A 14,741-nucleotide genomic window follows, 5' to 3' on the forward strand; every position below is an offset into this window, starting at 1 on the left:
AGCATTATAGTAAACCAGGGTAAAAACTGACAAGTGAAATCAGGAAAAGACAGTTAGGCATGTTTCGAGTTGCGATACCTACCTAACCGCACCTCGAAAGGCCATGTATCGAGGCTCGAAAGACCATGTATCGTAGCTCGGTTAGGCATGTTTCGCAGCGCAGAACGATTGATTTGGAACCACGAAATCCCACTTCTTACGCTAACATCCTGTTTGTCAACCGATTGCATAATAACGCTGAGAATCGCGCATTTCCGCCCAATGCTTCGGTCGTGGACAAAAACAGTGTAGATTTCAATATAGATTGTCGCCAAAATTCAAAGTCGTCCTACATGGGGAGCGACCCGCAAAAGTCAACCCAAACGGGCTGAAAGCCCAAAGAACGCCTAAGCCCTTGGGCAGGGTTGCGCCGATGTCGTTACAACCGTTTGAAGAAACCCTTCACACCTGTTACAATGCGGTTGCACACCTCGGGCGGTCGGTTCGCCTGAGCCCATGCCCCATATTTCATCTTAGCGAAATTGCTTCTTGATAATAATAAATCGCCGTTTCTTGCGTTAAGATCTATATATGAACCGTAGATTTCTGTTTCTCCTTGCGCTCCTCGCCACGGCCTTAGGCTGCGTGGCGCAGACGTTCACCCTCCGTGGCCGCATAACCGACGGTGAGGGCAACCCTGTGGAGTTTGCGTCGGTGACGTGCCCCAGCCAAGGCCGCGCCACCGTTACCTCGCTGCAAGGCCAGTATGAGCTGAAGCTGCTCTCGGCCGACTCGGTGGTGGTGAAGTTCTCCATGCTTGGCTACCGCTCCAAGACCCGCGTGCTCCGCCGCCCCAAGGGCACCCAAACGCTACAGGTAACGCTCAGCGAACAGGCCAACACGTTGGGCGAGGTGACCGTGGCGGGGCAAAAAATTCAGAGTGGGCAGACGCAAGACATCAGCACCAAGCCGCTCCGCAGCCTGCCCTCCACCACGGGCAACGCCGTGGAGGAGCTCATTCAGAGCCAGGCGGGCGTGTCGACCCACTCGGAGCTCTCGTCGCAATATAACGTGCGGGGCGGATCGTTTGACGAGAATTCGGTTTACATCAACTCCGTGGAGGTGTATCGGCCCTTCCTTGTGCGCAGCGGGCAGCAAGAGGGCCTGTCGGTGATCAACCCCGACATGGTGGAGCGCATAGGCTTCTCGACGGGTGGCTTCGAGGCCAAGTATGGCGACAAGATGTCGTCGGCGCTCAACATCACCTACCGCCGCCCCAAGCGCTTTGAGGCCACGGCCGCCGCCTCGCTCTTGGGGGGAAGCGCCTACGTGGGCTTCTCCAACAAGAAGTTGGCGTGGGCCAACGGCGTGCGCTACAAAACCACAAAGTACCTGCTGGGATCGCTGGAGACCAAGGGCGAATACAAGCCCAACTTCCTCGACTACCAGACCTACCTGAGCTACAAGCCCAACAAGCGCTGGACGGTCGACTTCATTGGCAACATCTCCGACAACCATTACAACTTCCACCCCGAGGACCGCGAAACGAAGTTTGGCACCATGGAGAGCGTGCGCTCGTTCCGCGTTTACTTCGACGGCCAGGAGAAAGACCGCTTCCGCACGTTCTTCGGCACGCTGGGCATAACGCGCCATCTGGGCGATTCCACCTCGGTATCGCTCCTCGGTTCGTCGTTCTCGACGAGCGAGCAGGAGCGTTACGACATACAGGGGCAGTATTGGCTCACACAGACCGAGACCTCAGAGAACCTCGGCGTGGGAACCTACTTTGAGCATGCGCGCAACTACCTGAAGGCGCATGTGGAGAGCGTGAAGCTGCTGCTGAAGCACACCGCCAAGCAGCACGACGTGGAGGCGGGACTGACATGGAAGCAAGAGCATATTGAGGAGAACTCGGTGGAGTATGAGATGCGCGACTCGGCGGGCTATAGCGTGCCCCACACAGGCAAGGACCTCTTCATGATCTATTCGCTCCGGGCACGCAACGAGCTCAACGCCAACCGCCTGGAGACCTACGTGCAAGACACGTGGCGCTTCCGCTCAGCGGGCGAGCACACGCTCTTCACGCTCAACTATGGCTTGCGCTTCTCGCATTGGAACTACAACAAGGAGTCGATCCTGTCGCCACGCGTGTCGCTGGGCATCACGCCCTCTTTCAACCACAACGTCACGCTGCGCTTCGCCACGGGACTCTACTACCAGGCGCCCTTCTTCAAGGAGCTGCGCGACACGTCGACGGTGGCGGGGGTGACCCGCGCCACGCTCAACCGCAAGATCAAGAGCCAGCGCTCCATCCACTTCATAGCGGGCATGGATTACCGCTTCAACATGAACAACCGGCCGTTTAAGTTTACCGCCGAGCTCTACTATAAGTTGCTGGGCAACGTGGTGCCCTACTCCATCAACAACGTGAAGGTGGTTTACTATGGCAGCAACGAGGCGTCGGGGCATGCCGCCGGACTCGACCTGAAGCTCTTCGGCGAGTTTGTGCCCGGCACCGACTCGTGGGTAACGCTGTCGGTCATGGACACGAAGATGAAACTCAACGGTGTGAAGGTGCCCATGCCCACCGACCAGCGCTACGCCCTGAACCTTTTCTTCACCGATTATTTCCCTGGCACCACGAGGTGGAAGATGAGCCTCAAACTGGCCTACGCCGACGGCCTGCCCTTCTCGGCGCCCCACCGCGAGTTGGAAACCAACACCTTCCGGGCCGCCGCGTATAAGCGCGCCGATATCGGCATGAGCTATCGGGTGCTCAACAATGAGCACCGCGAGCGCAAGAGCATCTTCCGCAACATCTGGCTGAGCCTCGACTGCCTCAACCTGTTGGGCATCAACAACGTAAACTCCTACTACTGGGTGACCGACGTGACCAACCAGCAATATGCGGTGCCCAACTACCTCACGGGCCGACAAATCAACGCCCGCCTGCTGTTCGAGTTTTAACCCCAATGGGGGTGTTTACACATATACCACAAAGGGCTGCGTTAGCGGACCAACGCCAACAACCCACCCCTACGACAAACGGGCTGCAAGCACTATGCTTACAGCCCGTTTGCCGTATCTTGTGGTTTTCTTATTTCGCTTGCAGGGCGCGCGTGGCGTTGAGCACAGCCAGCACCATGACGCCCACATCGCCAAACACCGCAAGCGGCATGCCAGCCCATCCACACGCCGCCAAGGCCAGGATGGCCACCTTGACCACAATGGCAAACCATGCGTTTTGGTGCGCTATGCCAATGGTGTGGCGCGCTATGTGGATGGCCATGGCTATCTTAGAGGGCTTGTCGTCCATGAGCACCACGTCGGCGGCCTCAATGGCAGCGTCGCTACCCATGGCACCCATGGCAATGCCCACATCGGCGCGAGCCAGCACAGGCGCGTCGTTGATGCCGTCGCCCACAAAGGCCAGGGTCGACGCGGCAAGCTGCTGACGGAGCAAGCGCTCCACCTGCGCCACCTTGTCGGCAGGCATCAGTTCGGCGTGGGTCTCATCTATACCCACCTTACGCGCCACCTCGTGGGCCACCTGCTGATGGTCGCCTGTGAGCATCACCGTACGCGCCACGCCCAACGCCTTCAGGTCGGCGATGGCTTGCGCCGCATCGGCCTTCACCTGGTCGGCAATCACCACATGGCCCGCATAGCTGCCATCGACCGCCACATGCGCCACGGTGCCCACATGGCCTTGGCATTTCTCACACACACCGACCGTGGCGCCCACAGCCTCCATCATACGCTCGTTGCCCACGCAAACCGCATGGCCATTCACCACGGCCTTGACACCCTGTCCGGCCACCTCCTGCACATCGCCAACGGTGCAACCGTCGTGCTCGCCAGGATAAGCCTCGCGCAAGGCTGCGGCAATGGGATGGGTGGAATAGCGCTCCACATGGGCGGCCAAATGCAACAACCCCTCGGGGCTGAGCTTCTCGGGATGCACGGCGCTCACGGAGAATATGCCCTTGGTGAGCGTGCCGGTCTTGTCGAACACCACCGTACCGGTCTTGGCCAGCGTGTCCATATAGTTGCCTCCCTTGATGAGGATGCCCTTGCGCGCCGCACCACCGATGCCGCCAAAGAAGGTGAGCGGCACCGAGATGACCAGGGCACACGGACAACTCACCACAAGGAACGTCAATGCGCGATAGAGCCACACAGCGAAGCCCTCGGCGTAGCTCTCCATGAAGAAGGGCGGAATGAGGGCCAAGGCCAGCGCCAACACCACCACGATGGGCGTATAAACATGGGCAAACTTATGGATGAATGTCTCGCTCTTCGACTTGTTCTGGCTTGAGCGCTCCACCAATTCAATGATCTTGGTGGCTGTCGACTCGCCAAACGCCTTGCGCACCTCCATGCGCACCACGCCCGAGAGGTTAACGCATCCCGACACCACTTCGTCGCCTTGCGTCACACGTCGGGGCACGCTCTCGCCCGTAAGGGCCACGGTGTTGAGGCTCGACGCACCCTCGACCACCACGCCATCAAGCGGCACACGCTCGCCAGGGCGCACCACGATGGTCTCGCCCACAGCCACGGTGTCAGGGGCCACGGTCAGCTCCTCGCCCCCTCGCACCACATGGGCCGTATCGGGCCTGATGTCCATCATCTTGGCAATGGAGTGGCGACTCTTGTGTTCGGCGTAATGCTCAAAGAGCTCGCCCACTTGGAAAAACAACATGACAAACACCGCCTCGGCAAACTGCACCTCGGCACCCGGCAGGAAACCGATGAGCAACGCACCGATGGTGGCTATGGCCATAAGGAAATCCTCGTCGAAGGGGTCGCCCTCGCAAATGCCCTCCCAAGCCTCGGCCAGCACATCGTAACCAATGAGCAGATAAGGTATGAGGTAGACGATCAACTGTTGCCACACGGGCATGGGCACGCTACGGGTAAGCAGCCACGCGCCCAGCAGCAACGCGGCCGACATGATTACTCTTAATAATTTCTGGTTCATATTATCAGTCGTTTGTAATTGCCGGCAAAGGTATGCAATTACACCTGCAACCAGGTTGCAAAGTGAGTGGGAAGGCCCATGTAACGGTCTACAACAAGGTGCGGCGTAGTGTTAAAGATTGATAATTTGGTGAGCTATATTTGCTCACTGGCAGGCGTCTTGTGCAATTTTTAGTAACTTTGCATCATAAACACACACGGGCTGCCCAACACTTGTGGCTGCCCCCAAATGAACCATACTATTTATGAGCAAACTGATTATCAACTCCTACGAGGAGTTTGCCGCCTACGAGGGCAAGAAGCTCGGCGAGTCGGAGTGGCTGGAAGTGGACCAGAACCGCATCAACCAATTTGCCGACGCCACACTCGACCACCAGTGGATTCACGTCGACACGGAGCGCGCCAAGGAGGAGAGCCCCTATCACAGCACCATAGCCCATGGCTACCTGACGCTCTCGCTCCTGCCTTACATGTGGAACCAGATCATCGAGGTGCACAACCTGAAGATGATGGTTAACTATGGCATGGACAACATGAAGTTTGGCGTGCCAGTCATTACAGGCAGCCGCGTGCGCCTCGTGACCACGCTCTCTAAGATAGAGAACCTCCGTGGCATCTGCAAGGTGACCATCAAGTTCGCCATCGAGGTGGAAGGCCAGCGCAAGCCAGCGCTCACGGGTAACGCCATGTTCCTCTATTACTTTTCATAATGGGGAATGTTGAATGGGATCTCTACCATTCAACATAAAGAAATCGCCCTCGCAGCACACAAGCTGCGAGGGCGATTTCTTTATCCCCCCATCGATCATCAGACCGACAGGGGAAGATTATTAGGATGCCATAGCTCCTTTCAATGAGCTATTTGGGATTACTTCTTCAGCATTTCCTCCACGGCGCGACGCAGTTGCTGGTCGTCGCCAGAGAGTTGCTGCTCAGGCGTGTTGTACACGGTGATGTCGGGAATGAGCGTTTGGTTCTCGCCATACTTGCCGTCCATGCCGAGGCATCCCACCTGCGGAATGCCAAACACGGTCTGTCCATCGAGCATGGTTTCCCACCACACGGCGGTCATGGTGCCTGCCACGGGCGCACCGATCACGGGACCGATGCCAAGCTTCTGGTAGACATAGGGGAAGCCGTGGCCGTTACTGTAGTCGTCCTCGCAGACGAGCACACACGAGGGCTTGACCCACTTGTTCCAAGGATCCCAACCGATAAACTGGCCTCGGGGCACGAAGCTCTGGTACTGGCGGCCGCTAAGCAGCGTGCAGAGGTCGTCGTGGAGCCATCCACCACCATTGTGGCGCTCGTCGACGATGACGGCCTTCTTCTGGCGGTTGGAGTCGCTGAGCAACTCGGAGAACACGGTGCGGAAACTCTCAGAGTCCATGGCCTTCACGTGGACGTAGGCAATCTGGCCGTTCGACCACTTGTCGACCATGGCCTTGTTGCGGTCCACCCAACGGCGATAGAGCAACTTGCTCTGCTCACCACTGCTGATGGGCTTCACCACCACTTCGCGGCCGCCCTTCAGCATGACACGCACGGGGCGTCCCACCTTGCCGTCGAGCATGGCGTTGTAGTCCTTGCCGGCCTCGATCTTCTCGCCATCGATGGCCTCGATGATGTCGCCAGCCTTCACCTTCGTGTTGCGCACGTCGAACGGACCACGGCGCAGCACCTCCTGAACCTTCAGGCCATCGCCCTCGTAAGCGGGGTCGAAGAAGAGGCCGAGGCATGCTGTGGACAGGGTGTAGCCATTGCCCCAATAGGTGGAACCCGTGTGGCTAACGTTCAACTCGCCCAACAGCTCAGAGAGCATCTCGCTGAAATCGAATCCGTTATTGATGTAAGGCAGGAATTTCTCGTAGGTGGTGCGGTAGTAATCCCACTGCACTCCGTTGAGGTCCTCCACATAGAGCTTGTCCTTCACCTGCTGCCAGGCGTGGCTGAACATGTATGCGCGCTCCTGGTTGGGGCGGTAGTTGAAGCGGGCCTCGAAGCCGATGTTGGTGGTCTGCGAGTTGGCGAGCGTGAACTTTCGGATGCTGCCGCCACAGAGATAGAGGTTCTTCACATCCTTGTCGGGCACCACTTGTCCGCCGATGTTCTTGGCCACGAGCTGTGTGCGGCCCTCGCGGAGGTCGTGCTTCCAGAGGTCTGATCCGCCCTCGAAGCGTGCCTGGTAGTACAAAGTGCTACCATCGGTGGTGAGCACAGCGTCGCCCATGTGCGAAGAGTTGACGGTGAGGCGAATCACGCGGTCGCGGCAATTGTCGAGATCGAGCTGCAAAGCCTCCACCTTCTCGGGCTTGACAGGCTCAGCCGAGGCGGTCTTGGCCTTGTCCTTAGCCTTCTTCTCGTCGTCCTTCTCCTTTTTCTCTTCCTTCTTCTGCTCCTCCTTGCTGGTCTCCTTCCAGCGAGCATACTCCTCCTTGCTCATGCGGAACTGGTCGTAGGCGTCGACATCGAAGAACATGATGTAGGCGTCATCCTCCGTTCCCCATGAGCCATGGCTGCGGTAACCGGCACGGTCGCTCTGGAAGAGCATGGCCTTTCCGCCGAGCACCCACTTGCCGTTGGTGTCGTTGTAGCCACTGTTGGTGATGTTGCGAATCTCGCCCTTGCCGTCTGCAGGCACGAGGGCAATGTCGCGGTTGTTCCATCCGCCTGTGCCGATGTAGCTGGCCAGCAGCCAGCGACTGTCGGGGCTCCATGAGAACCACTGGTCGCCGTCGGAATAACTATACATGTACTTGCCATCCATGAGTTGGCGCACCTTGTGGCTCTTCACGTCGACTGCGCAGAGGCGTGTGCGGTCTTCGAGGAAGGCCACGCTCTTTCCGTCGGGGCTATACATGGGTTGGAAGCTGGTCTTGTTCGACTTCACCAGCTGCTCCTCCTCAATCTCGGTGGCGTAGGTGAACAGATCCTCCTTCTTGTTCTTGATGGTGCTCTGGTAGATTTGCCAAAGGCCATTGCGCTCGGCGGCGTAGACGATGCTGCGTCCGTCGGGCGAGAAGTCGATGGAACGCTCCTGCTCGGGCGTGTCGGTGATCTGCTTGGTGGTGTTATAGTCGACGCTGGTCACATACACGTCGCCGTGCATGACAAACGCAATCTCCTTTCCGTTGGGCGAGACGGCAATCTCCGAGGCACCCGAATAGCGGAGCTGGCGATCGAGCTCAGCATCGATGCGGTCGGCGGTGACACTCACGCTCACCTTACGGGGCTCCTCACCCTCGCGCAGGGTGTAGAGCTCGCCGTCGTAGCCAAACGAGAGCGTGCCGTCGTTGGCGCGTGTGAGGAAGCGCACGGGGTTGCCCTTGAAGTGGGTGAGCTGCTGCTTGGCCGTGCCGTCCACGCTGGCGCGGTACACGTTGAACGTTCCATCCTCCTCACTCAGATAATAATAGGCGTCGCCATTGCCCCACACGGGGTCGCGGTCCTCACCGGCGAAGGAGGTGAGCTTGCGGTATTTGCCGTCGCGAAGCAACCAGATGTCGCGTGTGATGGGCGAGGTGTGGTGCTTGCGCCACTGGTCCTCCGATCCCTTTTGGTCGTAATAGAGCACGTCGCCCTTGCTGTTGATGCTGGGCGCTTTCAGCGTGAGCTCCGAATAGAGCTTGGGGCGGCCGCCATTGACGCTGACGCTATAGATCTGCGGGAAATTGCCATTGGCGAAGAAGATGCTCTGGGCCGTGGGCATGACCTGCGACTCGAAGAGCACATGGTCGTTGTCGAGGAAGGCCACGGGGGTCTCCGATCCGCTGTTGGTGGTGAGCCTGTGGGGCGCCCCACCCTCGCGTGGCATGATCCACACGTCGCGACTTCCCTCACGTGTCGACACGAAGGCTATGTTCTTACTGTCGGGACTCCACACGGGATAACTGTCGTAGGCGGAATGGGTGGTGAGTTGCTTGGCCTGTCCTCCGGCTACGGGCACGGTCCAAATGTCGCCCTTATAGGCAAAGGCAATCTGGCTACCGTCGGGTGAGATGGCGCTATGGCGCATCCACAGTGGGTTTTGTTGTGCCATGGCCGCCGAACTGATGGCAAGCGCTGCGATGGCAAGAAGATGTCTTTTCATAGATTATAGATGTGTGAGTTGGAAACGAAGCCGCCCACCACCCCCTTCTCTTATAGCAGCAGAAGGGAGGGGTAGGCGGAAAAAGGGCCCACTCTTAGATGAGCGTGCGGATGAAGTTATCCATCATGTCGTAGTTGTCGGTAACACGATGGTAGAGCGCTTGCTGGTTGCGTGTGCGCACCAGGTTGTGCTCAGGATAAGCAATCTTATAATAGGTGTCGCCATTCAGGTAGTCGGCGAAGAAGCGCACGCACTGCATGAAGGGGAAGAGGGCCACGGCATAGGGCAGGTTCTCGACCTCAACGGGTGTGAGGAACGAACGTGCCGACTCTATGTAACCCTCGGTGAAGGCGCGGAAGATGTCCTGGTTGAAGCCCACGTTCTCGATCTTGGGATCGTCCTCTGCCACGAAGTTGGCACCTGTGCGGAGGAAGTCGCCATAGTCGGAGAACACGAAGCTTGGCATGACGGTGTCGAGGTCGATGACGCAAAGCACGTTGCCCTGCTTGTCGTACATCATGTTGTTGACCTTCGTGTCGCAATGGCAGATGCGCTTCGGCAACTTGCCCTCGCGGAAGAGGCGCTCGGCCTTGCACATCTCGTGCATGTCCTTCTGGAGGTCGGCGATGATGTCGGCCACGCCAGCCACACGTCCGGCCTTGTCCTGCTCGATGGCCTCCTGCAACTGGCGTGCGCGGAGCTCCATGTTGTGGAAGTCGGGGATGGTCTCGCCCAACTGCTCAGGCAGGTCGACGAGCATGCTCTCAAACTCGCCGAACGCCTTTCCGGCGTTGCGCGACGAGGTGGGATCCACCTGCTCGTAAGTGACAGCGTCGGGGATGAACACCGAGACGCGCCAGTAGCGGCCCTCGTTGTCGAGGTAATAGGTCTTTCCCTGCTGTGTGGGCACGAAGCGCAGCACCTTGCGATCGATGTCGTCGGCGCCGGCAGCCTCGAGCTTGCGACGGATGTGACCGGTCACAGCTTCGATGTTATGCTGCAAGAGGTCGACGTCGGTAAAGATATTGTTGTTGATGCGCTGGAGCACGTAGTCGGGTGCGTCGCCCTCGGTCACCACACGGAAGGTGTCATTGATCAGGCCATTGCCAAGCGGCTTCACGCTTTCCACCTTTCCCTCAATGAGGAACTGCGAAAGGATGTTGTCTAAGTTGAATGTAGACATAATGTTAGGTTATTTATAGGTGATTAGGTTGTGAGGGCGCCAACAAGGCGCCTCTCACATGATATTTGTTGGTTTAATACTCGTCGACCTTGAGGTTCTTGCGATAGTCCTTGAGCGCCTTCTTCAGCTCCTTGGTGATCTTCTCGTAACCCTTCTTGCCGTAGAGGTTGTTGAGCTCGTTGGGGTCGTTCTGCATGTCGTAGAGCTCCTCGTAGTCCACAGTGTCGTGGTCGCCCTCCATGGGAGCGCCATAGAAGTGGATGAGCTTATAGCGGTCGGTGCGCACACCGTCGTGACGGCGCACGTGGTGCTCTGCGGGATAGTCGTAATAGTGGTAGTAGATGCTCTGGCGCCAATCCTGACCCTTACCATCGAAGAGGTCGAGGAATGAGCGTCCCGACATGGTCTCGGGCTTCGCCACGCCAGCCACGTCGAGCAGCGTCGGCGCAAAGTCGATGTTCTGCACCAAGTGCTTGTCGACCGTTCCGGGCTTGATGGCCTTCGGATAGCGCACCACCAGCGGTGTGCGGAGGCTCTCCTCATACATGAAGCGCTTGTCGAACCATCCGTGCTCACCCATGTAGAATCCTTGGTCGGAGCAGTAAACGAGGATGGTGTTGTCGAGCAGGTTGTGGTTCTTCAGGTATTCGTAGATTTCACCCACGCTCTCATCCACCGAGTGGATGGTAGAGAGGTAATCGTGCATGTAGCGCTGATATTTCCACACCGTCAGGGCGCTATCGGTGAGGTGGGCGTCGAGCATGGCGCGGTTGCGGGGACTGTAGTAGGCGTCCCAGGCCTGCTTCTGCAGGCGGTCCATACGGTCGAGCATGCGGGTGCGCATGGCGTTGTCGACCTCAAACACCTTGTTGTCGTAGGCCAGCTGCATGTGGCGTGCGATGGTCATCTCCTGCTGCGAAGCGCAGGTGCCGCGTGTGGCGTAATCGTCCCAGAAGGTGGTGGGCAGGGGGAACTCTACCTTGTCGTAGAGGCCCAGATATTTCAGGTTGGGCATCCAGGTGCGGTGGGGTGCCTTGTGCTCCACGAGCAGGAAGAAAGGCTTCTGCTCATCGCGCTGGTTGAGGAACTCCACGGCATGCTCGGTAACGATGTCGGTGGCGTAGCCCTGCTCGCGCTCATACTTGCCGTTCGAGTCGTGTGAGAGGACGAGTGGGTTGTAGTAGTCGCCCTGGCCTTCGAAGATGCGGAAGAAGTCGAAACCCTTCGGGCGGCACTGCATGTGCCACTTACCCACAACACCCGTCTGATAGCCGGCGTCTTGCAGGAGCTCAGACACGAAGGTCTTGGTGGAATCGATACCCTTGCCGAGGGTGCGCTGGCCATTCTGGTGACTGTAGAGTCCGGTGAGCAGACAAGCTCTGGCGGGAGTGGAGAGCGAGTTCTCCACGAAGGCGTCGTCGAAGCGTGCGCCCTCGTTAGCCAAACGGTCGATGTTGGGCGTGGGTGCCAGTTTCGACACCTCGCTGCCATAGGCCGAGATGGTTTGGAACGAGTGGTCATCGGTGATGATGAACACAATGTTAGGTCGCTGCGTCTGTGCAGCGGCATGCAGTCCGCATCCTGCCATGAGCATTGCGGAATAGAAACGCATGTTGTCCGATTTCATTAGCTATTAGGTATTATTCATTGGGATGCCCGCACGGGTGCCCATAATTTGTTGCAAAGTTAATACAAAAAGGTGAACCATGAAACCTTTTCGCCCATTTCTTTTCCTCAAAGCGCGCAATTCTTTCGAAAGTGTCGCTCCCATGTGCGCAGCCTTCCATCCCATTGGGAACGAGAAGAAGGGTGCGGAGGAAGGGATAGGGAGCCATCCGACATCTGGATTAATAAAAGTCACACATAAGTAATTACGCTCAGATGCGGTCGCTCGGCTCTGCCGCTTTCATTAGAAAGAACGGCAAACCCGACATAGTCCGTGGCAGGAGCTAAAAAAACAACGGTATTTATTGGATTGTTATTCAGATTTACTATCTTTGCAAAGGTATATGAACCTATAGAACAACTAAGCATTTATGGGAAAAATCATCACGGCGAAAGATCTTCTGAAAGAGAAGGGATTCGTTCTGAACAAGTTCGACACAACGGGCTTCATGAACACCGTAGCGGAGTATTTCTCCGAGCGCGACATCAACAGCAAACTTGTGGTGTTCCTCCAGCGGTTCCTTGACATCAAGACAAACGAGGAGGTTGAGAGGATGAAGACGGACGGAGAGTACGGATGGGACTATCACGAGTATTGGAACCTGTCAGACGACGAAAGGGAGCGCGGATGGAAATTCATGAACATAGACTCCGACAAGGCGTTTGAATACAGTCTTCGCAACTATGGCTCGGAAGGGTTCTCCAACTACGCGTCAAGGATTAGTAGCCATGTGTTGTATTCATCCACATATATTGTTGTCGACAAGCCTTTCTACGAGAACAGCCTCTCGATGTTGCGCATAATGGGAGGGTATGTCGTTGAGAAGAAGAGGGGCAAACTGTCCGGCGTGGCAACCGTGTCTCTCGTCTAAGGGCGTTTGGCCAACACACGTACGCTTGGCGGAACAGGCGTGCGGTATAACCGACGAGGTGTCCGTATTTTCGAACGGCAAGACGAAGGTCGGGAAGAAGTACCTGTTCATTGCGACACACAGGTCGCAGGACCTTCGCAACGCTCCCGTCGCTCAAGGGTTGCCCATTGGAGCAGATTGCCATCATGATGGGCCACATAAGCGGAAATGTACCGAACATCACAATGACATCAAACTATATCTCTGCTCGAAAGAAAATCAGCAAACAGGTGCTAGCGTTGTTTAGCTAACATTCTATAACCATTTAATTTTCATCAATTATGAAGTATGTGATTTATTTCATCGACGAGGCCAACCAAGCGTCTCGCGTAGACTGCCAAAGCAGCCTCGAGTATGCGGAGTCGCACATCCGTTTCCTGATTGGAAACAAGAAGATTGTTGACGACAAGCGCGAGTGCGGTGCGGATGCGCACGTGGCCCGCTACGAGGTGTACGAGGACGACATCTTGTCTCTCGACGACAAGGGAGAGGTTGTCGATTTCAACGACCCAGTATACGTGTCGCCATGGTTCTGCGTTGATTAAATGAGCCAAAGCTGCGCTATCGGCTTGACGGGCATTTATAACAAAACTATCTAACTAACAAATCGACAGAAAGGAGGAAGATAAACCCTGACATTTCTCATCGCAATCTAGATTATCTGCACAATTTTCGATTGTGCAACAGGCCGCAACAAGTAACAACTAACATTTCTAACAACAATCTAACGTCAAAGGGAATACGAAACGAATTACAAAGCCGAAGGCCTCGAGATCTTCGGCAAGGAGAACGTGAAGGCCTCCATATTCCAAGGAACAGGGCCAACGAGTAGAACCATAAGCCCGGCGTTCGAGACCCACGACCACATCGGAAAAACGGAGTATACAGGCGAACCTGCCACCATGGACGGCTAGGCAAGATGAACGCCTTCTGACATCTCATGCCAGAGGAGGAAACGACACGGATTCATCCAACAGGACCGTTGGTACGCCGTCCGAGGTCAAATAAACTATTCGTTATGAAAGTCGTCTGAGATCAGAACTATTAAAGTGATACGGACTGCAAATATTTCCAAATGTCGGATGAGTCGGAAAAGAGAGGATATCGGACGAACCTTACTCAACGGCAAGCACCACGCTCTTCTACGACAGGAGTGCTGGCCGCCAATGGAAAGCGTCACCATTCCGGGCGCAGCCTCTATCCTGCCTTATTCAAATATCGCAACAATCTATATTGAAATCTACATTGTTTTTTACGACCGACCATGCCTTCGGTCGCAAATACGCGATTCTCACGCAAGTTTCGTAACCACCTGACCACTAACACCTTACCACTCCGAGAGCTCATTCAACGCCCCAAAATTCACCTTCCGCATTGCGAAACATGGTCTTTCGCATTGCGAAACATGCCTAACCTCACCTCGGAACATGCCCAATCGAGGCTCGAAAGATGGCCAATCGCAAGTCGGAAGATGCCTAACGGCAAATTGGGAAGTCGGTTTTTGGTCGCACATCTCGCAAAATCCGCGTTTTCGTGCGCTATTTCACGCAAAATCATCTACCAACTTTTTCACCAAAAAGCAGGACAAACGCCTTTGCGTTTTGCAACCGTCAGTTCACCCGTCGCCCATGGTCCAACGCTCCGCGCACAACCTATTGCGGCTAAATAACGGTTCGTATCTCCCCGAACAAGTATAGCCTCAGACGATGTTCCGGGCGCTAATCGCTCATTATTGTTGTCCCCCTATTTTCTCTTACGCCGAATGTTTTTATATTAAGCCTCAGACGGCGTAACAACAAATTACACGAATTTTCGAATTTTTTCTAATTGCGTTAGCTAAATTCGTTGAAATTGGTAATCATAAAACGATTACACTAATTCGCTTTCTATGTTAAAATCCAAATATTTTGACCATTATTTTTAATTTATG

The 14,741-nt window shown here is 56.0% G+C and carries 8 protein-coding genes; 4 read left to right on the plus strand and 4 right to left on the minus strand.

Annotation, left to right across the window (positions count from 1 at the left end; all coding sequences use genetic code 11):
• Positions 1-570: 570 nt before the first annotated feature.
• Entirely contained in the window at positions 571-2,946 is a 2,376-nt protein-coding gene (locus WKK33_RS10775) for a TonB-dependent receptor (RefSeq protein ID WP_337933819.1), read from the plus strand.
• A 130-nt stretch (positions 2,947-3,076) separates the two neighbouring features.
• On the opposite strand, the gene WKK33_RS10780 is transcribed toward WKK33_RS10775, so the two are convergent.
• Positions 3,077-4,963, minus strand: coding sequence for a heavy metal translocating P-type ATPase (locus WKK33_RS10780; protein WP_337933820.1), 1,887 nt, complete (start codon positions 4,961-4,963; stop codon positions 3,077-3,079).
• Positions 4,964-5,207: 244 nt separating this feature from the next.
• On the opposite strand from WKK33_RS10780, the gene WKK33_RS10785 reads away from it, so the two are divergent.
• Positions 5,208-5,672, plus strand: coding sequence for a MaoC family dehydratase (locus tag WKK33_RS10785; protein WP_215759916.1), 465 nt, complete (start codon positions 5,208-5,210; stop codon positions 5,670-5,672).
• 158 nt (positions 5,673-5,830) lie between these two features.
• Here the strand turns inward: WKK33_RS10785 and WKK33_RS10790 are convergent, their stop codons facing one another.
• From WKK33_RS10790 to WKK33_RS10800, 3 genes are all read right to left on the minus strand, one after another.
• Positions 5,831-9,052, minus strand: a complete 3,222-nt coding sequence (locus WKK33_RS10790) for a S41 family peptidase (protein WP_337933821.1) — start codon at positions 9,050-9,052, stop codon at positions 5,831-5,833.
• A 94-nt stretch (positions 9,053-9,146) separates the two neighbouring features.
• A complete protein-coding gene (locus WKK33_RS10795; RefSeq protein ID WP_309438338.1) occupies positions 9,147-10,235 on the minus strand; it encodes an aminoglycoside phosphotransferase family protein in 1,089 nt (362 codons plus the stop codon).
• Between the two features lie 73 nt (positions 10,236-10,308).
• Positions 10,309-11,829 (minus strand): sulfatase, encoded by a 1,521-nt coding sequence (locus tag WKK33_RS10800; protein WP_337933824.1) that lies wholly within the window; start codon positions 11,827-11,829, stop codon positions 10,309-10,311.
• Positions 11,830-12,271: 442 nt separating this feature from the next.
• On the opposite strand from WKK33_RS10800, the gene WKK33_RS10805 reads away from it, so the two are divergent.
• Positions 12,272-12,772 carry a hypothetical protein gene (locus WKK33_RS10805; protein WP_337933822.1) on the plus strand — a complete coding sequence of 167 codons (501 nt, stop codon included), beginning with the start codon at positions 12,272-12,274 and terminating at the stop codon, positions 12,770-12,772.
• A 320-nt stretch (positions 12,773-13,092) separates the two neighbouring features.
• A complete protein-coding gene (locus WKK33_RS10810; protein WP_337933823.1) occupies positions 13,093-13,356 on the plus strand; it encodes a hypothetical protein in 264 nt (87 codons plus the stop codon).
• The last annotated feature ends 1,385 nt before the right edge of the window (positions 13,357-14,741 follow it).

This window comes from Hallella sp. (assembly GCF_037460745.1).
In the GTDB taxonomy this organism is placed as follows: domain Bacteria; phylum Bacteroidota; class Bacteroidia; order Bacteroidales; family Bacteroidaceae; genus Prevotella; species Prevotella faecis.